This window comes from Paenibacillus sp. CF384 (assembly GCF_900106745.1).
Lineage (GTDB): Bacteria > Bacillota > Bacilli > Paenibacillales > Paenibacillaceae > Paenibacillus_Z.
Map to the genome: position 1 here is coordinate 1 of NZ_FNNV01000037.1, position 21,124 is coordinate 21,124.

General features: G+C 50.3%; 19 protein-coding genes and 1 other annotated feature. Of the genes, 7 read left to right on the plus strand and 12 right to left on the minus strand.

The annotated features are described in order from the left end of the window. Window positions 1–632: 632 nt before the first annotated feature. Both mraY and BLW29_RS30635 read right to left on the minus strand, forming a co-directional pair. Window positions 633–1,586 (minus strand): phospho-N-acetylmuramoyl-pentapeptide-transferase, encoded by a 954-nt coding sequence (mraY, locus tag BLW29_RS30630; RefSeq protein ID WP_090986848.1) that lies wholly within the window; start codon window positions 1,584–1,586, stop codon window positions 633–635. Further along, on the minus strand, window positions 1,586–2,365 hold the full coding sequence (locus tag BLW29_RS30635) for a class I SAM-dependent methyltransferase (RefSeq protein WP_090986850.1): 780 nt from the start codon (window positions 2,363–2,365) through the stop codon (window positions 1,586–1,588). The genes mraY and BLW29_RS30635 overlap by 1 nt, the downstream gene beginning before the upstream one ends. Window positions 2,366–2,543: 178 nt before the next feature. Beyond that, window positions 2,544–2,804 (plus strand) — a binding site (T-box leader). Between the two features lie 66 nt (window positions 2,805–2,870). On the opposite strand from BLW29_RS30635, the gene metG reads away from it, so the two are divergent. Beyond that, window positions 2,871–4,520 (plus strand): methionine--tRNA ligase, encoded by a 1,650-nt coding sequence (metG, locus tag BLW29_RS30640; protein ID WP_090986852.1) that lies wholly within the window; start codon window positions 2,871–2,873, stop codon window positions 4,518–4,520. A gap of 380 nt (window positions 4,521–4,900) precedes the next feature. On the opposite strand, the gene BLW29_RS30645 is transcribed toward metG, so the two are convergent. Beyond that, window positions 4,901–5,518: a LysE/ArgO family amino acid transporter gene (locus tag BLW29_RS30645; protein ID WP_090986854.1), complete on the minus strand. Its 618-nt coding sequence runs from the start codon at window positions 5,516–5,518 to the stop codon at window positions 4,901–4,903. A gap of 29 nt (window positions 5,519–5,547) precedes the next feature. Beyond that, window positions 5,548–6,111 carry a 5' nucleotidase, NT5C type gene (locus BLW29_RS30650; RefSeq protein ID WP_090986856.1) on the minus strand — a complete coding sequence of 188 codons (564 nt, stop codon included), beginning with the start codon at window positions 6,109–6,111 and terminating at the stop codon, window positions 5,548–5,550. 97 nt (window positions 6,112–6,208) lie between these two features. Here BLW29_RS30650 and BLW29_RS30655 point away from each other — a divergent pair, with 97 nt between their 5' ends. Both BLW29_RS30655 and BLW29_RS30660 read left to right on the plus strand, forming a co-directional pair. Next, on the plus strand, window positions 6,209–6,847 hold the full coding sequence (locus tag BLW29_RS30655) for a pyridoxamine 5'-phosphate oxidase family protein (protein WP_090986858.1): 639 nt from the start codon (window positions 6,209–6,211) through the stop codon (window positions 6,845–6,847). Between the two features lie 172 nt (window positions 6,848–7,019). Then, window positions 7,020–7,445 (plus strand): cupin domain-containing protein, encoded by a 426-nt coding sequence (locus BLW29_RS30660; RefSeq protein ID WP_256209099.1) that lies wholly within the window; start codon window positions 7,020–7,022, stop codon window positions 7,443–7,445. A gap of 59 nt (window positions 7,446–7,504) precedes the next feature. On the opposite strand, the gene BLW29_RS30665 is transcribed toward BLW29_RS30660, so the two are convergent. The 3 genes from BLW29_RS30665 to BLW29_RS30675 all read right to left on the minus strand — a co-directional run bounded on the left by BLW29_RS30665 (window position 7,505) and on the right by BLW29_RS30675 (window position 9,909). Further along, the gene (locus BLW29_RS30665; protein WP_090986860.1) at window positions 7,505–7,864 is read right to left on the minus strand and encodes a DoxX family protein; all 360 of its coding nucleotides are present in this window, start codon (window positions 7,862–7,864) and stop codon (window positions 7,505–7,507) included. Window positions 7,865–8,032: 168 nt separating this feature from the next. After that, complete coding sequence (locus tag BLW29_RS30670; protein ID WP_090986861.1) at window positions 8,033–8,920, minus strand: hypothetical protein; 888 nt, start codon at window positions 8,918–8,920, stop codon at window positions 8,033–8,035. A gap of 29 nt (window positions 8,921–8,949) precedes the next feature. After that, window positions 8,950–9,909 (minus strand): helix-turn-helix transcriptional regulator, encoded by a 960-nt coding sequence (locus BLW29_RS30675; RefSeq protein WP_371264835.1) that lies wholly within the window; start codon window positions 9,907–9,909, stop codon window positions 8,950–8,952. Window positions 9,910–10,115: 206 nt separating this feature from the next. On the opposite strand from BLW29_RS30675, the gene BLW29_RS30680 reads away from it, so the two are divergent. Further along, window positions 10,116–10,541: a VOC family protein gene (locus BLW29_RS30680; protein WP_090986863.1), complete on the plus strand. Its 426-nt coding sequence runs from the start codon at window positions 10,116–10,118 to the stop codon at window positions 10,539–10,541. A 144-nt stretch (window positions 10,542–10,685) separates the two neighbouring features. Here BLW29_RS30680 and BLW29_RS30685 read toward each other — a convergent pair whose 3' ends face one another. After that, entirely contained in the window at window positions 10,686–12,323 is a 1,638-nt protein-coding gene (locus BLW29_RS30685; protein ID WP_256209100.1) for a PucR family transcriptional regulator, read from the minus strand. A 200-nt stretch (window positions 12,324–12,523) separates the two neighbouring features. On the opposite strand from BLW29_RS30685, the gene ald reads away from it, so the two are divergent. Continuing rightward, window positions 12,524–13,657: an alanine dehydrogenase gene (gene ald, locus BLW29_RS30690; protein ID WP_090986867.1), complete on the plus strand. Its 1,134-nt coding sequence runs from the start codon at window positions 12,524–12,526 to the stop codon at window positions 13,655–13,657. 109 nt (window positions 13,658–13,766) lie between these two features. Here the strand turns inward: ald and BLW29_RS30695 are convergent, their stop codons facing one another. Then, window positions 13,767–14,978, minus strand: a complete 1,212-nt coding sequence (locus tag BLW29_RS30695; protein WP_090986869.1) for a glycoside hydrolase family 76 protein — start codon at window positions 14,976–14,978, stop codon at window positions 13,767–13,769. 168 nt (window positions 14,979–15,146) lie between these two features. Further along, a complete protein-coding gene (locus BLW29_RS30700) occupies window positions 15,147–16,832 on the minus strand; it encodes an extracellular solute-binding protein (protein WP_090986871.1) in 1,686 nt (561 codons plus the stop codon). A 383-nt stretch (window positions 16,833–17,215) separates the two neighbouring features. Between BLW29_RS30700 and BLW29_RS30705 the strand changes: the two genes are divergently transcribed. Beyond that, window positions 17,216–17,650: a GNAT family N-acetyltransferase gene (locus tag BLW29_RS30705; RefSeq protein WP_090986873.1), complete on the plus strand. Its 435-nt coding sequence runs from the start codon at window positions 17,216–17,218 to the stop codon at window positions 17,648–17,650. Between the two features lie 94 nt (window positions 17,651–17,744). Here BLW29_RS30705 and BLW29_RS30710 read toward each other — a convergent pair whose 3' ends face one another. Both BLW29_RS30710 and BLW29_RS30715 read right to left on the minus strand, forming a co-directional pair. Further along, a complete protein-coding gene (locus BLW29_RS30710) occupies window positions 17,745–18,770 on the minus strand; it encodes an NAD-dependent epimerase/dehydratase family protein (RefSeq protein ID WP_090986875.1) in 1,026 nt (341 codons plus the stop codon). Continuing rightward, a complete protein-coding gene (locus BLW29_RS30715) occupies window positions 18,767–20,074 on the minus strand; it encodes a glycoside hydrolase family 140 protein (RefSeq protein WP_090986877.1) in 1,308 nt (435 codons plus the stop codon). Before BLW29_RS30715 ends, BLW29_RS30710 begins: the two co-directional genes overlap by 4 nt. Window positions 20,075–20,278: 204 nt before the next feature. Here BLW29_RS30715 and BLW29_RS30720 point away from each other — a divergent pair, with 204 nt between their 5' ends. Continuing rightward, complete coding sequence (locus tag BLW29_RS30720) at window positions 20,279–20,797, plus strand: ankyrin repeat domain-containing protein (RefSeq protein ID WP_090986879.1); 519 nt, start codon at window positions 20,279–20,281, stop codon at window positions 20,795–20,797. Window positions 20,798–21,124 lie beyond the last annotated feature (327 nt).

Below are 21,124 nucleotides of genomic sequence, written 5' to 3' on the forward strand. Positions count from 1 at the left end.
ACAGTAGAAATGATCTGCCACTGGAATGGACGGTTTATTTGACGAGCCTTTTCGTCTTACCGTAACCTAAATTCTGGTTAATCAACAGACCTGCACAATATGCAACAAATCAGCCGATCCCAGCACGAAATGCTGCAAATGTTGCATGAAATGCAACATTTCTCTGCCGATGAGCTCCCAGAGGCACTTTCTCGTTGGGAATGTTGCATATTGTGCAACATCTTCAACAATCGGACTAGTTTCACTTGATAATGTTGCACAATGTGCAACATTCAACAGCATGCAGATCACATCTGCTTCCCATCCCAGCATCCGCGACACGCGACTCTGCGAGAGGCTCTCCCTCGGGAATGTTGCACAATATGCAACAAATCAGCCGATCCAACCACGAAATGCTCCAAATGTTGCATGGAATGCATCATTTCTCTGCAGATGAGCTCCCAGAGGCCCTCTCTTGTTGGGAATGTTGCATATTGTGCAACATCTTCAACAATCGGACTAGTTTCCCTCGATAATGTTGCACAATATGCAACATTCAGCAGCAGACGCATCACATTCGCTCCCCTCCCAACTGCCCCCGGCAGGCGACAATGCAAAAGGCCGCCCTTCGGCAGCCTCTCCCTCTCACATCCTCACATTACATATTTCCACAGCAACCACGAAACAAACGCTGCCAGCCATGACACAAACCCGAATATCATGACGATTTTGTTCTCGCTCCACCCATATTTCAAGCTAAAATGATAATGAATCGGGGCCATCCGGAAGATCCGCAGCTTCGTCTTCTTGTAATACCACACCTGCAGAATGACCGACAGCTGCTCGGCCAGATAGATAATGAACAGAATCGGAATCAGAATCTCTACCTTCTCGATGACGGCCAGGAAGGTGAGCGAACCGCCTATCGCAAGTGAGCCCGTATCGCCCATAAATGCTTTTGCAGGGTAAATATTATAGATAAACAGTCCCAGCAGACAACCGATCATGACCAGAGAGAACGTCTGCACTTCGACTCTCTCGGAGATGACGAAGAAGAAGAAAAAGGTCGGGATCGCAACGTTGATGAGCAGCCCGTCCAACCCATCGGTAAAGTTAATGGCATTAGCCGAGCCCACGATGAACAGCAGCATGATCACCAGATATATCCACGAGGGTAAGTCCAGCGAGAACCCCCCAAACAAAGCAATATCAGTACTTATCTCGAATTGCTGAAGCAAGATAAGCAGCAACACACAAGCGAAAGTGAACTGAAGGACCAGCTTCATTTTGCCGGAGATGCCTTGTGGATCTTGAAAGGCAGCCTTGCGAAAATCATCCAAGAACCCCACGATGCCGAATAAAACAAACGTCGTGCCCAGAAACAGCACCATCGGCTGGGGATGAACATAGACCGAGACCATAATGCCGATTAACAGAATTAATCCCGACATTAGCGGCGTGCCGCGCTTCGCTTGATGATCCGGCGGCAATTCCGCGCGGATCGGCTGTGTTAGCTTCAGTGCTCGCAAGCCCCAGATGAGCAGCGGAGTTAGCACCGTCACAAGAAGAAACGATATCCCTGATGCGCCTAGTATAGAAATATCCATTAGCTCGCTTCTCCTTCGACACGGGATTTATGACATTTAATAATGAGCGTCGACGGGATGATGCGCGCCTTTGCGCCGGAGTACCATTTGGCCGGATTGACCGTGTCTCCTTCATCCACCTCGGACTCTTCGATAACAGCATCGATGACGAATCCGGCACCGATCAAGGCGTTGATGAACGTACTCACCTTACGATTGTGCATCACAATCGGCGTCCCCCGCCAAGCCTCATGCCGCTCGAAGCTCTCTGACACGTAGGAGCGCCTGAATTTCAACACTTCATCGCTGTATTCCACCACACTATGTACGGGATGCTCCCAGCTAAATACGAAGATGCCGCCCGGCTTCAAGCTTCTATGAACGTGACTTAACGTCCGCGGCAAATCCACAGTCCAACCAAGTGCATAGATCGATACCGCTTTGTCAAAATAGTTCTCCGGCAGCTCCGACATCTCTTCCATAGGTGCTTCTACGAGAACAACAGGCGTGTCCAACTTAGAGACAACCTGCCTGGCCGTCTCAATCTGGGCACCGGACAGATCAACGCCACAGAGCTCGCGCGCTCCCCGCTTGGCCAGGTATTCCAACGTATGCCCGCTTCCGCAACCTACTTCGAGGATTGCACAGTCTGCAACGGTCCCTAGTAGGTTCAATTCTTCCTCCGAAGGAGCATAGGTACCATAGGATAGACGTTCGAATGAGCCTTCAAAAAACTGACCCGCAACTTTATTCCAGCCTTCTTTGTTCATTTGGATCATATCCTTGTGCTGCTGCAGCATGTTCGGATCCCTCCGCTTGGTTTTGGAAGTCTACTATTCTAGATGCTAGCATTATATGGAAAAACAGTGCAAGAGCTAATTCGCACAATTCGATTCCGAGCGGCATATTGTACCCTCACAGGGGTCCTTGACTTGGAAAAATCTGTGTATTATAATCTCGAATAAGCTGAATATTCTAATAAAAGCTGTGAAGAGAAAGAGTATCGCGTTAATGTCTTTAACAGAGAGCCCCGGCCGGTGCGAAGGGGTAAAGAATAACCGCGAGAATATGGTCTCTGAGCTGAGCACCGAACCCTCAATGGGCGTAGGCTGCGCCGGATCCTGCACCCGTTACCGTGCTAGGGTATACTCGCAAACCGCGACGTACCTGAAGAGGTGGATGCTGCGAGGCATTCATACAATTGGGTGGTACCACGTGAGCACAGCTCTCGTCCCTTCGGGATGAGGGCTTTTTCTGTTTTCTGATTTTCTGATTTTCTGATGGCTACACAAGGAGGGAATGCGGATGGCATCTATATTTATTGGCGGCGCTTGGCCGTATGCGAATGGTTCCTTGCATTTGGGGCGATTGGCGAGCTTATTGCCCGGAGATGTCCTGGCACGCTATTACCGTGCCAAGGGCGAGCAAGTATTGTACGTATCAGGAAGCGACTGTCACGGTACTCCTGTCGCGGTTCAAGCGATTCAAGAAGGCGTCACGCCGAGTGATATCGCGAGTCGCTATCATCAGGAATTTGCCAATTGCTTCACCCAGCTTGGCTTCACCTATGACCTCTATACGCGGACGGATCAGCCCTTCCACCATCAGGTCGTGCAGGAGCTCTTCCTGAAGCTGCTTGAGAACGGCCATTTATATAAGAAAACCATTCAGCAAACATACTGCGAGACGGATAAACGGTTTCTGCCGGACCGCTACGTGGAAGGCATATGCCCCGTTTGCGGGAGCCGCGCCAGAGGGGATCAATGCGATGTTTGTTCCACCATGCTCGACCCAGCTGATCTATTGGAGAAGACATGCAAAATTTGCGGCAATCCCCCTACTGAACGGGCCACGGAGCATTACTATCTGGCGCTGTCTCATTTTCAAGCGGAACTGACGGATTATGCAGCCGGCAAGTCGCATGGCTGGCGAGAGAACGCCGTTCAGTTAACGAAGCGCTATTTAGAAGAAGGACTTCATGATCGAGCTGCTACGAGAGATCTAGACTGGGGTGTCGACGTACCGATTGAAGGCTTCGAGGGTAAGAAAATCTATGTCTGGATCGAAGCGGTCAGCGGTTATCTCTCCGCCAGCAAGCAGTGGGCTGCTGAGACCGGCGGAAGCTGGGAGCCCTTCTGGAAGGATGGAGGAGCCGCCATTACGGCTTATTATGTGCATGGCAAAGACAACATCCCCTTCCATACGTTAATATGGCCTGCCGTACTTCTGGGTGGAGGCGGACTGCATGTGCCGGATCGGATTATTTCCTGCGAATACATGACGCTGGAGGGGAAGAAGTTCTCGACCAGCCGCAATTGGGCGGTCTGGGTGCCTGACATCATGAGCCGGTATCAGCCGGACTCCATCCGTTATTTTCTCATCGCCAATGGCCCTGAGAGACGGGATACGGATTTCTCTTGGCGGGAGTTTATCCACAGTCATAATGGGGAGCTGCTCGGCGCATTCGGTAATTTCGTGAACCGCACGCTCGCTTTTATCGCCAAATCATTCGATGGACGCGTTCCCGCAGGCGAGCTTAGCGACGAGTGGAAGCAGATTCTTATGGAGCTGTACCGGGATTCGGGGGCTCTAATTGAGGAAGGGCGATTGAAAGAAGCGCTGGAACTGATCTTCGCTCGAATCCGACACGCTAATAAATATTTCGATGAGCAGAAGCCATGGGTACAAATCAAGGAGAATCCGGAGGCGTGCGGCTTCACGCTCCATACCTGTGCGGGGATCATTGCGAATTTGGCCAATCTGCTGCAGCCGTTTATCCCCTTCTCCTGTGAGCGTATCCGAACCTTCCTCTTCCTCGAGCAGCCTGCTTGGAAGCTTATTACCGTTCCGGCTAATCAGCAGATTCAGAGCATATCGCTGTTATTCGAGCGCATTGATCCCAAACGCATTGAGGAGGAAGAGGCGGCTCTATTGAATAGCCGGGCTCAGCATTAAACTGCAGCTGCAGCTAAAGCTGGTGCTGCATGCAGCGCCTCGCAAGTATGGCGTATCCGCTTGTGTTCTCCTTTATGCAACTCCTTACCGGATGTGGAGGCCTCGTTTGTTCAAATGCTGCCTTTTGTGCAACATTTTCGTCGCAGAAGTGGATTCATCGGGCAGATGTTGGAGATAATACAACATTTGGCCTCCTATGACCTCTTAGCTGCTAAATTTCATAATAATGTTGTACATCTTGCAACATTTAGCTAATTTTGACCTGTGTGGTGGGTAGGATGTTGCATTTGCTGCAATATTTACACGCCTCCGCACCTTTTACCGTCAGAACAAGAAGAACCGCCAAGGCACTTTGCCCTGACGGTTCTTCTCCCAGTACTCTACTTGCTCACCAACGATACAAACAAATAAACAGCCGTTCCCCACATGACAACCGCGGAAACTTTGTTCAGCGCAATCATAATCCGCCCTGATTTGTCCAAGCTGCCCGTTAGTCGGCCCGCCGCGGCTAGACTGGTAAACCAGAGCCAAGAAACGACTACGCAGGCCGCCGTGAAGAGCACCTTCTCGGCCCCGCTATATTGCAGGGAGCCTGTCCCAATGACGCCGATTGTATCCAGAATCGCATGCGGATTGAGGAGCGATACCGACGCTGCAAAAGCGATTTGCTTCTTCGCTCCGAGAGCCTCGGCGGAAGAGGAGTCTCGATTTGCCGGCTTGCTCCTCCAAGTCAGCCATCCCATATAGAGAAGGAATAAGATTCCCACCGCGAACAGGATGGTCTTCAGCCAAACAAACTGCAGGACAAGCACCGATACGCCGAGTACAGCCAGCAAGATCAGCAATGTATCGCAGAACGACGCCGTTATTACGACAGGCAGCGCCTTGCGGAATCGACTCTGAACCGCGCCTTGATTAAACACAAACACGTTCTGAACCCCAAGCGGCAAAATCAATCCCAATGCCAATATAAACCCATGAATCATTGCAGCAAGCATGATCGTATTCTCTCTCCAATTCTAGTTGTCTATTTACCTGAGCCCGTGGCTAAACGCTGAATATGCCGGTTCACTTCCGCCCAATCGGCAGCGCGCAGGACAAACTCACTCGTAACGGCTCGATTATAAGGCTGATCATACAAAATAATCGGTTTACGCATGCGAGCAAACTCCTCCGCGTAATGAGGCGCATCATCAATCAATATATCCACATTAGCCGCTATGCAGGCTTCAAGTTTATTTTCGGCGAATGAGATATTATTGTAAGTGAACTTATGACGGTTCAACCAATCTATTGTAACATCCCGGAACAGCATTGGCCTTGCCGTTATAATAGACAGCTCATGCTCAAGTGAGAGTTGCTGCAGCATATCGGCTGCGTTCGGATACGGTGCCGAATGCCAATGAATATCGTGGCCGTGTTTCGCATAAACGATATCTCGTTCTTCCCGATTCCAACCATAGGAGCGATAGATATAGAAATCTTGAATATCCGCGGCAGTTAGCGCCTTTCCGGATGCCATATTATAATAGGTTACATGCGCTGCCGTCGCATCCAGAACGGTATTATCCAAATCTATGGCAATGTGCAAACGGGCTCAACTCCTTCGAGGTGTTGCCTATTCATTCTAGTCCGGCGTATAGGTTAACTCATTATACCGTTCAACTACTAGGGGTGTGAACCTAATTATGAAAGCCAATGAAGCTTATAACGACGTAATTGAAACCGAGGAGGAGCTGCGCGCGCTCATAGGATTCCCCAGCGAACTCGTGAGTCGTAAGACGATTACTCATCTGGATCATCATTGCACCGATTTCATAAGCCGCTCTCCATTCATGGTCATCTCGACTGCGGACAGCAACGGCTCTTGCGACGTTTCGCCGCGCGGCGATTATCCGGGATTCGTGCTGATCCAGAATGAGCGGCGCTTAGTGATCCCGGAGAGACCGGGCAATAAACGAAGCGACTCGCTGCGTAATATTTTATCCAATCCACAGATTGGTCTGCTCTTCATGATTCCGGGACTCGGGGAAACACTTCGAATTAATGGACAAGCCCTCCTCGTAAAGGATGATGAGCTTCTGGAGCAGATGGCTTATAACGGCCGTAAACCGCTGCTTGGCATTGCTGTAGACGTAGAAGAATGTTTCGTCCATTGCGCCAAAGCCTTTATTCGATCGGGTTTATGGAACCCCGATTCGTGGGCGGATAAGGAGTCACTGCCATCTGCTTCGCGAATTATTGCGGACCATGCGAGCCTTCCCGGCTCGGACGAGGAGGTCGTTGCACGACGACTGGAAGAAGGGTATGCCCAGCGTCTTTATTAGAAGGAAACGGTTGCGATATTGTATCCCGATGTGGATAACTTCAACTGTGGATATGTTTATATACTCTTAATACTTATACACTTATTGCTGTTGAAGGTTGTTGACACTGGGGATAATTATGTGAATAACTTCAGGGATAACTTTAGTAAACGATGAATCGGAGGTCTCTAGCATGTCCAATTCTATGAACGCCCCTATCACTGCTCTGCCTTTGTTAGGGCAAACTCTCTCCATCTTCAGCGCTGATCTGGTAATGGCCGAATGGACCGCTGATGGCTGTCTGCCAGGCAGCGAACCCATGCGAATTGCGCCGCTGCATATTCATCATGAAGATGATGAAGCGTGGTATGTGCTGGAAGGCAAGCTTGCCATTCAAATTGGCGACTCCGTTGTGGAGGCATCCGGCGGCAGTGCCGTCATTGCCCCTCGCGGCGTGAAGCATACCTTCTGGAATCCGGCGCCGGAGCCTGCACGTTATCTGCTTATTATGAACAAGCGCATTCAATCGTTAATTGATGCGATTCACGCGATGGAGCAGCGAGATCCGGAAGCGATGAAGGCTTTGTTCGCGCAATACCAAGCTGAACTACTCGAATAGATGAGCACACAAAAGGCCGCCAGTCTCCTTCTCCGGAGATTGACGGCCTTTCCTTAATCCTATGAACCCAATCTTCCGATTGCCACAAACACAGCAATTGCCAGCAGAACGACATTCATGACAACTGCTTGATTCTCGCTTCTTCTGGCATGAACCCCAATTGCCAGTACCATGATTACCGCTATACCTATAGCAGCAACGCCGGCCAACCATGGCAGAATGTCTGTTGCAGTTGGCACGATAAACCCGATTGCCGCAAGTAATTCGGATAAGCCGATAAGCAGAACAAATCCCCGAGAAGCATCTTTGGCCCAAGGCATACTTGCACTCACCTTCTCGTATTGGAACGTCTTCATTATCCCTCCCATCAAGAACATAAGTGCCAGTAGAATCTGAGCGATCCATAACGCGATATTCATTATCTATATTCTCCCCTTGTCAGTTGTATGGGTTTATCATATGACAAAGGGTGTTTTACTAGAAGTAGGCACATGAAAGTGCCCTTGTTTCCAAAATGAAACCATAGATAGATATAGAAAAATCCGAGCAGGAGGCCATCACTTCCCACTCGGATGTCTACTTAAAATTTACAACATGCCGTAAGATTTTAACGTCTTTAATCGTTCCACCGTAACGAAACCGCGCCATTCAGCTTCCGCTCCAGGACCTACCGGCTCCCAGCTGATGCCCCAGCCGCCATCCTCTCGCTGCTGCTTCATCAAGGCATGAAGATGACGATCGAGCTCGCCATCGGAAATCACTTTACCTGCATAACTGCCGCGCTGCGGAGCCCAATCCAGCACCTTCTGCACATAACCACCGCCTTCCGGGTCTCGTTCAATAATACCGGGCTGCTGCAGCCATTCCTCTATCCAAGCCAGGTAAGGAGCTGCTTTCTCTTGTTCAGGCGTATGCTGAAGAAACGTAATCCACTGAATGCCGTCGTGAAAACCATGCGGCTTCTCCTGCTCAAGCGTACGCCAGATATAAGCGGTATTTCGCTGGAACCATTCTTCCTTCCAAATATCCTTCCGCACTTGCTGCTTATATAACGTACCGATAAGCTGGCCGGTTGGATTAATCGATGCAACATCATCCCGCTCTGCATTCCACCAAGGCGCATGCGGGTAAGCCGCCGCACTGCGAAAGACGAACGGAACTCCACCATCCGGCAACGTAATGCTCTGCACATAGCGGATAATACCGTCTAGCATTTCGGAATCATAACCGTCGTCCATCTCATCCATCATTGCCAGCGCGACCTCAGTCGGCACAGGCTGACTGTTCGGGCAGCGAATATCCGCCTCCAGCGCATGTCCAAAACCGCCGTCCTCATTCCGGTAAGCGCGCAGCGCGCTGAATACCGCCTCTGTCGTACCATTTTCGAAGAAATATTCGAACCGTCTCCGATCGATCAATCTGCCGTTTTTGTATAGAAATGATTGTGCCCGTTCGAGAATTTCGCTATTTCCCATCTTGAACAACCTCCTCATAATAGGTATCCCTACTCCACAGTTATTCCTTGGCTGTATCTGTCGCATACTTGCCTTGCCATCCGAAGCAGCTCCTCCCGCAAATGCCGGGGCTCCTTCACTTCAGCATCCATGCCAAGCGAATAGAACAACTTGACCGCCCACTGCCACTCTGAAGCAGGGCACATAAAATCCAGCTCCCAGCGCTCATCCGTGACTTGTTTCACGTTGTCGCCAATATGGAAGTCTTGCTCGACCAATAGCGCTCCCCGGTACGTTAAGTCCGCAACAATGCGGCTAGCACCCTCATCGCTGCCGACCGGACTCTCGGCTTCAAGGGCCAATCGATCTACCTCTTCGCCAGGCATCTCCATAAGCTCCATCGCTTCGAAGCGATCCACCCGAAATGTCCGCTGCTCGCTATGGGAAATCGAATACGCCTCGCAATACCAATACCCGTGCGCAGCATACATTTTACGAGGCAGCACTTCTAACGATCGGGTGTGCTTCTCCGAACGATACCGCACGCGAAGCCATCTCGATTCGGCTGTGTGTGCCAATAAATCGGACAAATACGGGGATTTGACGCTGCGCTGCGGTACTTCGACCTCCACATAATGAAGCATGGACTCGATATGCGCCAAAGTCTGTTCCGGCATAATGGCCTTCAGCTTATCCATCACCGTCCATCTCGCCTGCTGAAACGGTGTATCCACCATCCGAGTCAAACTGCGAAGTGCGAAGAGGACGGACAAGGCTTCGCCGGAATCCAGCTGCAGCGGCGGCAGCCGGAAGCTCTCCATCAACCGAAAGCCTCCTGATGGACCCGATACCGCATACAAGGGAACCCCCATTTCGGCGAGCGACTGCATGTCCCGCAGAATGGTTCGTTTCGTCACCTCGAATTTGTCGGCCAATCGTTTGGCTGTTGCCGGCTCTTGCTGAAGCGCGATGAGGATCGCCATCAGTCGGTCCATTCGCCTCACTGTCATCCCTCATTTCAACCTCATTATATCACCCTATTGGTGACATGAAGTCTGTCACCAAGCCGCAGCCAAAACAAAAAAAAAAATGACCACGAGGAACTGACTCCGATTTCGCCAAAAAACCATTATTGCAAACATATGTTCGGTATTGTATGATGGATTTACAGGCCATACTGATACGGCCGCCTCAATTACAAAGGAGCGATTCCAAGATGATTACAATGTTGGTCCCTTATCTGGTTATGAACGGCAATGCTACGGAAGCGATTAACTTTTATAAAGAAGCTCTACATGCAGAAGTAGTCATGATGCAAACCTTTGGAGAGATGCCGCAGAACCCGGAGATGCCGTTGCCGGAAGAAGCTAAGAATCTCATCGGCCATGCAACAATTAAGGTCGGCCAGACAGACCTTATGTTCTCCGATGCATTCCCGGGTACGCCTCATCAGCTCGGCAACCAAGTTACAATTTGCCTGTGCACGAACGATGTAGATACATCCAAGCAAGTATTTGCCTCGCTCGAACAGGGCGGCCAAGTCAGCATGCCGCTAATCGAAACGCATTTCAGCCCAGGCTACGCGGTTGTCACGGATAAATTCGGCGTTACTTGGCAGCTTTACACAAACATGCACCAATAGTTACCGCGAGACACGGCTTCGCGCATCCTGCGAGTCCGGAATGATCTGACCAGCGGATGATAAGACAACATAGACTAAGAAGCCTTCTTCCCCTGCCGGGAAGAAGGCTTCTTGCGCTTGCTGATTTTATTCCACTGCATCCCTTTACTTCAGCTTATACGCAACAAGCGCCATCTCCAGACAGCGCCGTTTATCGGCTTCCAGGAAGTCTTCTCCCAGCAGCAGGCTGAGCTTTTCTAACCGATTATAGAGCGTCTGTCGGTGGATATGAAGCTTCGCCGCCGTCTCTTGCTTCGAGCCCATGCAAGCCAAATAAACATCCAGTGTCTCGATCAGCTGCAGATGATGCTCCCGATCATAGGCGATAAGCTCCCCCAGATGGTCATCCACGTACGAAGCGAGGAAGGATAACTTCGGAACGGCCTTTAGCAGTTGATACACACCAAGACGGTCATAGAACATGCAGCCCTCTTGCGCCGCTACATTTCGAGCCACATCAATAACCTGCTGCGCTTCTTCGAAGCTTCTGGATGAGTCCACGATTTGCGTGCGCAGCTTGCCAAATCCGGCATGGAGCTTCAAGGATTTGGTCGGTTCATGTGCAGAGGCTCGTAGTTCCTCCGCAAGCTGCATAAGCGTCGCTTGGAAGTTAACATGCGATTCCTTATGCAGCGCGTCTTTGGCACATAGCATATAGATGCGATTATTCTGGATCATCACCAGATTGTACAGCCCGTGCTTCTTCAGCAGCTGCCGAACCAAGATGAGCATATCCTGCTTATCTGCCTCAATGGTAATCGGTTCGATGTCCGCCGTATGCTGGATTTCGATAATGCCGCTGGCAAACAAATACTCGCCTTTGCTCAGCTGACGAAGCCCCATTCGGGATTGTGCTTGGTCCTCGTTCTCGATGCGGTTGTTCATAATATCCAGAATGAATTCGTTATGGTCGCGTGACATCTTCTCTTCCAGAAACTCGGTGCGCAGCGTAATCGCGGCAACGGCTTTCGTGGTGTAATCCAGCAGCAGCGTCAGCGATTCTGTAATCTCGGCGCGATTGTGCAGGAGCACACCGACATAGGAGAAGGTCTGACCGAAGCAAATAACAGGCTCCACGACGAGCAATTGTTGTGCATTCATCGACAGAAAGGAGACGTCTTTGGCAGAGAGCGCCTTGGTATCCATCTGCCGCTGCAGGAAGCTCGATATCGGCCCCGATGCTTTAGTCGTCAATGCAGGGTAGAAAATGCTGTGATCAAGTGACGAGAAATACAGCACCTGCCTAGCCGATTGTTCGTGGAAGGCTTTCAAGATTTGCGCGATTCCCGTACTCTCCAGGGTTAGACGCTGCAGCTTCCGCGAGTAGACCTCCAGCTCCTTCAGAAACTGATGCTGCCGGTTAATAATCAGAGCATGAACATCCTGCGTAATCTCCACAAACCGCACGGGCTGCTCGAACACAATGAGCGGAAAATGATGCAGGTCCGCCAGTTCCACAATTTCCTTCGGAATATTATCAACGGTAGTACCCATCTCAATGCACAGCCCGGCTGCTTGTTGGTCAATCAGCTGTTTCATATAGGCAAACCGTTCCTGCTCGTTCTGCTTCAGCCACAGGCCCGTCGTCAGAATCAAATCATTCGGACTCACATACGGAGCCACATTCGTAATTTCAAGTACATGCACCCAGCCGACAGGATGATGAATCCCTTCCCGACCTGCAACCAGCCGCGCAGCGCGAAAAATCGGCCTCTCGAGCAGCTGTTTGATACCAAACGTCATCGTGTCCATATTATCACCTTTATATTAGACATTTTGTCTATAACTCGTAGGCTCAATATACATAAATGTCTATTCATCTGTCAATTCACTTTATGTTCTGTATGATGTTTATGCTTTCGATCCATTCTATAATGCAACTAAGAACAGCAAACAACTTGAGATTTCAGAGGTTCGCATTCATGAACGGGGAGAGATCGACTATGATCATTGGCGTGTCGAAGGAAATTAAAAATAATGAATGCCGCGTAGGGGTAACGCCGTCTGGCGTGAAGGAATTCGTGCAAGACGGACATACCGTCTATGTGGAAACGAATGCCGGTTTCGAAAGCGGATTTACGGATGCGGAGTACCAGCAATCGGGAGCTGTTATCCTAACGGATGCCTCCGCTGTTTGGCAGCAAGCAGATATGGTTATAAAGGTGAAGGAGCCGCTGCCAAGCGAATATTCTTTCTTCAGAGAAGATCTTATTCTCTTCACTTACCTGCATCTCTCCGCAGAGCCAAGCTTAGCTGAAGCACTTGTACAGTCGAAGGTAACCGCAATCGCTTATGAAACGGTCAAAGAAGGCGGAGCTCTTCCGCTCTTGACGCCTATGAGCGAAGTAGCCGGCCGGATGGCCGCACAGATTGGAAGCCAGCTGCTTGAGCGCTCCAAAGGCGGACGCGGCATTCTACTCTCCGGAATTCCGGGTGTAGCCAGAGGCAAAGTCACCGTAATCGGAGGCGGCGTTGTCGGTACGAATGCAGCCAAGATCGCCATCGGTCTAGGCGCTGAAGTGACGATTCTCGATCTAAATGCGAACCGCCTGCGACAGCTCGATGACCTGTTCGGCAATCAAGTTCAAACGCTCGTATCCAGCCGCTATAACATTGCGCAGAGCGTTGCCGAAGCGGATTTGCTTATCTGCGCCGTCCTGATTCCGGGAGCGAAAGCACCTGTCCTCGTCTCCGAAGATATGGTGAAAACGATGAAGAAAGGTGCCGTCATCGTCGATGTGGCCATTGACCAAGGCGGAAGCGTAGAGACGATTGATCATATAACAACGCATGACAATCCAACGTATGTGAAGCATGGCGTCATTCATTATGCCGTAGCCAACATGCCGGGCGCCGTTCCTCAGACGTCCACCATTGGACTGACCAATGCAACGATACCGTATGCGCTGCAAATTGCCCGCAAAGGTGCCTATCAAGCGATTCAAGACAGCCCTGCCCTGCAAAGCGGCACGAATATTATCAATGGCAAAGTAACGTACAAAGCCGTAGCCGATGATCTGGGTTATGCCTATACGCCTCTGGCACAAGTGCTGGAGCTGCATACCCTTCACATATAATATCCATTCGAATTCCTGAACCTGGTTCAGTACCTCTTCTTATTTTTTAAACCCCACGCGAAGCCCCCTTGAGATCGTCTCAAGGGGGCTTCGTGTGTCTCCATCTAGCCTAACGGTATTGCGACAGCATGATTTGCACCCGCTGCATCCATGCCTGACTGACCGTATGATAAGAGCTGTCTTTGATATTGTTCGTTGCCGGGTCCCAGCTGTAATGGTAGCCGTAATTGGCCGTATCCCGCAGCTTGGTATTCAAGGTGTCGATATTCTGCTGCGCGGTATTGAGCCAGTTGACGTTGCCATCTGCTTGGTACAGCTTAATAAACGACTGCGAAGCCCAGCCGCTGTAGCAAGGGTTAAAGACGGGATCGGCGGTGTTGATGATGAAGGCGCCTGTGCTATTTTGCGTGTTCCAGAGCTGATTCTTCATCTTGGCGGCGATATGCTGCGCGCTCGTCAAATACGCATTATTCCCCGTAATGGATCGATAGAGCAGATTTACTTCGATCATAATGGCATTGTCATACGTGAATTTAACCGGGGTAACGCTATTGTTCGTGAGCTCATATTGCCAATTGTACAAGCCGGCAGTGGTGTCGAACATGTAGGTGTCAAGCCATTGCTTAATGGAATCCGCCCATGACTTATAATAGGTTTGCCCTGTAATCATATAGAGGCGGAGAAACAGCTGACAAGCGAGCCCGTTGACTTCGGAGCCCTTGATCTGCATGTAAGGGGTCGTCTTGTTCGTCGTCCACCAGAACCCGCCGCCTGCGGTCGAATCCCAGAGCCCGCTATACATGAGCCAATTCGCCACAGCCTTCGCCGAGTCGAGATAGTTCTGCTGCGTGACCCCCGTCGTCACCTCGTAAGCGTCCAAATAAGCTGCGCCGGCAAGGGAAGCGTCATCGACATATTTATCTCCGCCTGCACCCGTACCGTCCAGATTGCTCAGCGCGAAGTAGCCGCCAATGGGGCTTGATGCATCCCACATATTGCCCATGAAGCTGTATGTATCGTTCATGTAGGATAAGTACCGCGAATCACCTTGCTTAAGCATCGCCGCATCTGCGTAGATTTGACTTACGTTGTACCACTGCGTCGTTGCATTGTCCCCGATTTCGGTACGGTAGCTATTGGAACCCGTCAACAGACTGCCTACCGTGAAATTATGCGTTTCCTGCGCAAGCGTCCAATACGTGGAACTGGAACCGGCCGAAACAGCCCCGAACGGAGTCATCATCAGTACGAATGCCATAATCAACTGTACAATCACGATCTTCGAGCATGCTTTCGGTAATAGAGTAGAAAATTTCTTCATCCTATAACCTCCTATGATGTGGGTGATTGGACATGCTGTGCAGCTGCCCTATTCCCTAGTATGGCGATACAATAGTTTCCAGTAAATAGAAAGTTTTACTCATATACGAAAAAAGGTACCCACGCTTACCAGTACGTAAGCAAACATGGATACCTTCTACCTCGTTGGCTATTCCAGTGATTCTTGCACTTCTTTCGTAACCTCGTCGCCTCCGGACAGTTTCCACGTCGTGACGAACTTATCGAAATCCTCGATTGGCGCTGCACCGGTTATGATGCGCAGGAACGTTTCATTTTCCAAGTTATGCAGGCTTGTCCCTTTCTTCACCATCGTTTCCGTCATGCCATAGAAGATCGGGTTCACCTTCGTTATTTCTTTGGTCCCCGTAACAGCCCCGCCTGTGTAATAGGCGAGCGAATCTGCAAATGCCGTGATATCCTGCTTCGGTTCCTTCTTGTTCTTCAAGATCGAATTCACACGCTGAATCAGCCGTGTCGGCATATCCTGCAGATCGTTATCCTTCACTACCTTGTCGTAGATCGGAATATCGCGGGCTAACGAATCTTGAAAGTCCAGCTGTACATTCAGTGGATAGTTGAGCCAGCTGACGATCTTATCCTTGTATAGCTCATGCGACTTGGGATCAATCAGACGGATGCCTTCGTATTGGACGCTGAGCATTTTCAATGCCGCCTCCGGATGCTTCGCATTCTTCTTCACGACAAGGAACGTGCCCGATGGTGCCGAAGGCACTACATTCCGTTTGCCGTCCCCATCCAGCGGTGCAGCAAGCGGTACCCACTCTGCTTTCGGATCGGTCTTCACACTGTCCGCCAGCATCCAGCCGGCAAACCATGGTGCAAACAAAATTCCCGCTCGTCCACCGGATACAAGCGCGGCATTGTCCTGCCATTTGCGCGTTAGAAACTCTCTATCAATGAGGCCTGCTTTGTACATGTCCCTCAGCTTGATGAGCGCTTCCTTCGTTTCAGGAGTCGTTGATCCATAGACAACATTACCGTCGGCATCCTTAAACCAGCTCTTCGGATACGAGTGGTACTGGTTAAACACCGGATCGAAAGTGAAGAACTCCGCATCTCCGACAATCTGTTTGTCCCCAAGCAGCCCTACCGTATCCGGCTTGCCGTTCTGATCAGGATCTTGCTCTTTGAAGGCTTGTGCAATCGTTTGAATATCCTCTAACGAAGAAGGAAGCCCCAGCTTCAATCTATCCAGCCAATCCTTGCGAACCCACAGCAGCTGGTAATTACCGTCTATATTCGTATTTGGCATCCCGTACAGCTTGCCATTGATACGGCCCGTGTTCAGCACACGGTTGCCCGAGAACGACTTATAGTAGTCTTTAATAAGCGGTGAGCTGTATGTCTCGTAAATAGTGGTCAGATCGGCAAGCATGTCTGCTCCTGCCATCTCCTTGAATTGCTGCTCATTGACGACCATCATATCCGGCATGTTATTATTGGCAATCGCCAGACTGACCTTCTGATTATAATCGTCCACATCTTCAATGGAGAACTCGTAATTGACCTTCACATTGAGGCGGTCTTCGACATAGCTGAGAAACTCGTTGTCTTCCAGCGTATCCCCATTAGGCAAATTATTGCCGGCTATTCCTTGCCTCCCGAGTGTAACCGTAATCGGCTTCTCATATTTCGTAAATGGCCCATCATCATGGCTATCTTCATATGTATTTGAGTTGTTCGCTTCATTTGAGTTGCCTTCATGATAAGTAGCACTAAACTGATTGCCCTCACCTGCACCATTCCTATCGCAAGCTGTCAAGCTTAATACGATTGATGCACACAGAAATAAACTCACCGCTGTAGGTTTCATCTGCTTCCCCCAAGTTTATGTTTGCTGTATAACCCATTATAGTATCGAAAGGCCTTCTATTCTATGTAAAATCCATTTTAATTCATACTATCCCGATATTTATCCTAGTGGATTTCATTTCAGTAAAGTAATTTAGGAAGATTTTCGTGTGTAAGCGCTGTTATATTGTCGTATGCAAAAGCTGTGTGGACGCATCCTCCTAACTATGAATATCGGTTGGACGGATGAAATTAAACATACGCCATATTCATTATATCAACAGAACGCAATTTTGAATTACTGAGAATGAAGATTCTGTGCTCGAATTAGAGGAGGAGCGATGTCACCTGCGGTTGTGGTATAATCTTGGTCACAAAGTAACCACGCAAAGGCGGTATTCTCATATGTTGATGGATATTAAAGCTAAACTGAATGAGGAAGCGATTCAGGAGCTGCTCGGCTGGTCGGTATTTCCGGACCCGGAGCATTTGGAAAGAGCGGTGCAGCACTATAAGGACGATGCGTCGGCTAAGTTGCTCGGCTATGTATCGGAGGATGAAATTATCGGGTTGATCGGGTTTCACAACGCGGGAAGCGATACGATCGTGATCGACCATATCGCCGTTGATCCATCTGAGCGGTATAAAGGCTACGGCAGAGGGATTATACTCGAGCTTCTGGAGCTGGAGAAACCTGCTGTTCTGCTGGCTGAGACAGATGAAGAAGCTGTGGACTTCTACCGGAGCAGCCGATTCACGGTGGAGAGCCTCGGCGAGAAATACCCGGGCACGGAGCGATTTAAGTGTACGTATTACGCGGATGAGGACGATAACGAATAGGAAATGGCGGCGTTAGGGGTGCTCCCTACGCCGCTTTTTACTCGGTAGGCACGCAGAGCTACCCGTCCTTCACACACCTACGCTATCACATCCGTTATCCATCCAAGCCTTCCATCCGCTCCGCCATCAGCTTTTCTGCCGAAGACCATGCCTCTACCAGCGCATCGTACCAAGGTCGTTCGCCCGCAGCCTCGATTCCCCCCGTCTTATCCAGCTCATCAATCACGCCTCGAATCCCCTGCTCCCACTTCACGGTATAGCGAAAATCCAGATCACGCCTTGCCGCACTATTGTCAAACAGGTTATTATACCGGAAGTTCTCCACGCACCACTCTGCCTTCTTCGGCAGCACCAAGCCAAGAAGATCAGTCGGGATATGAACGAATCGCGGCTCAGTCGCACCAAGCGCATCAGCAACTGTTCTCCAATAACGGTCGTACGTCATCCATTCCTCACCTGTTACATTGTACGCCTTGCCGAAAGCTGCCTCGTTGCCCACAGCTTGCACGAAAGCTCTCGCCACATCATCCCGATGACAAGCGACCCACAGTGAAGTGCCGTCGCCATGAATAATGATCGGACGCCCTTCACGCAGCCGTTTCATATTGTAGTTGCCATCCGCGACGGAGGGGACGGCCGTCCCGCTGCCGCCATACGTTTGAGCCGGCCTCAATATCGTAACGGGAAACGTGCCGGGATCATGAGCGTCTATTAACAAATTCTCGCTCAGCACCTTATTGAAAGCATACGGGAAAGAAGGCAGCGCCTCACGTTCGCCGTCCTCCGTAATCGGGTAACTCTTGGCCTGCTTCGTATAAACGTCAACCGTGCTGCAATAGATATACTGACCGACTCTGCCCTTAAACGCACGAATGGCGCTCTCGGCTTCATCCGCTTGAAACCCAATCATGTCGATGACGCAGTCGAATCGTCCCGCTTCCGCCATCTGCTCTTCAAACGCTGCAAAATCCCGCCGATTCCCTATCATCGTCCGAACACCTGAAGGTGCTTCCCCACGGCCCCGATTAAAATGCCAAACTTCCGTATCCCCGCGCCTTAGCAGCTGTTCCGTAATCGCCGTGCTAATCGTTCCCGTTCCGCCAATAATGAGCACCTTCACTTGGTTGTCGCCTCCTTGATCGCAATAATGAGTACGTCCGTATTCGTATCTGTCATCGGAATCCTGCTGCTCTTGCTTACACCATCCGTGGCGAATGTGGTTGAAATTGCTGGCTGCACGACATTCCGCCGATCCAAATCAATCATTTTCACCGCGTAGCCTTCTGCAGTCAGATCTAACGACAGCTCCACATCAATGCTGTACGGAACATAAACCACTACAATGCTTAAATCTCTGCTGCCGGCAACGCGGATTTCCGGATAAGAGGTGACGAGCAAATCGTTACGCGGAACAAGCTCGAACATGGCATGCTGCTCGAACAATTCTTTGGCATAGCCGATATCCCACGCACCTGAGAATCGCAGCGCCACGCGCCAGTCGAACGGTGTTTTGGCAAAATGCTCATTATGAAAAGGTGTCCCTTTCCTATGCCAGGACCAGATACCGTGCGCGCCATAGGTAAAGCCTGCTTTGGCCCCGCCAAGAACACTCCACCAGAATGCGCGACGAATGTCAAAAGCACCATACCGACCATACCGATTGCCATATCCATGCCCCTCATAGCAGGGCTCTGAATTTATAATGGGTCTGCGAATGGTCTTCTCCATGAATTGTTCCGGGAGCTCGTAACAGTCGGACTGCGTCTCCGTCAAGTGGCCCGATTGATAGATGTACAGGTCCAAGTCATCGGAATGCACGATCCGATCCGGAATTTCGTGCTGGTGCGACCCCATATGCATCGCCGTTACGGCCTCAGGAGCGCAGCGCTTCAGCGTTTGCAGTGCTTTCTCGTAATAGGAGGTGACTTGCTCGTTCTCAAACTGCGTGTCGCCGCTGATGTAATAGAGGGGATTGTAGCGCGCGAACCGCTTCACTACGTACTCGGTGTACGGCTGAACAGCCTCCCACGGAATCGTATACTCCGGATGCATGTTATTCACGCCCGTACCGGGAACATAGTTGTGCCACAGCACGACAAGCACGGGAAGGAAGTCGCGTTCGCAGGCCATCTGCAGCATCTTCTCCGCTTTATCGAAGTAAGCCTCATTGCAGCTCATGAAGTCCCATTTGCCGTCTGCTCCAACTCGAAAAGGCAATTCATCAGCGACCGTCTCATGCACGAGCGGCAGCACGCTGATCTGCAGGGCATTAAACCCCTGCAAGCGGCGGTATTCGAGATAGACCTCCCACTCCTCCAGCTTTGCGGCCGAGAATACCCCCCACACGGTATCTGCCAAATAGAAAAAAGGCTGTCCTCGGTTAAGGAGGATCTCCTTGTTATCCGCTACCGTAACTTGTCTCATAGTTCCCCTCTTTTCGAGTCCATGTCATGCTTTCCTCTGCACTATACCATGGGGCAAAAATCATTGTCTACGAAATAAATACATAATGTATACAATAAAATATTGTTTTTTTATAGAGCCGGAACAGGGAAGGAATATGAGGTGCGCTTCCAGAAAAAGTATAATCGAGGTTAGGTATGAATTCGCGTAAACGGAGGATTGAACATGGAAAAACATATTGAGGATATTTTTCAAGCCGCTCGTTTGGGTGAGGTTTCTCAGCTTCTTGCCATACTTACGGCTCATCCGGAGCTTGCCAACACTGAGAATGAGGATGGCTTAACGCCTCTTGGATTCGCAGCGCATTTCGGTAACAAAGATGCGGTGCAAGCGCTGCTCGATAACGGGGCAGCTGTAAATGCAATCTCGCATTCCAAAGTATCTTACATCCCATCAAATACGGCTTTGCACGCTGCTATCGCGGGGGAGCGTAACGTGCACGTAATTTCGCTGCTGCTCTCGAATCAAGCTCAGGCTACTATTCTGGACAGCAACGGGCACACCGCGCTCCATACGGCGGCTTTTCATGACGATAACGAAGAGATTATCCGCTTGCTTCTTGCACATGGGGCCGACATTCATGCCCTAACCGAGGACGGGAAAACAGCATCCTCGATCGCAACCGAGCAAGGCAATCATCGCGTTGCAGCATTGCTCCAACGTGCGAGCGAAGCCGTGAGCTAGCTGCAGCCACCAAATACCCTAGCTAAAAGACTGTCCTCATAATTGCGCGATGTGCCTGTTGGGGCACGCAGTGCTGCTGTAAGAGGGCGGTTAAGGTGATGAGGAAATGCTGCCTTTTATGCAACATTTCACCCCTCTAAAGAATTAGATGCCATTTAATGTTGCACAAAATACAGCATTTCAACTGGTAATGGCACATTAACGGCATAACGTGGCATAAGTGTTGCACAATCTCCAAGGCCCCTTAATTAAACTGGAGTCCTCTCAGCCAATAATTTAAACTATTAGCTAAGGGGATGATCCGTTATGGGGAAGCATTTAGGACAA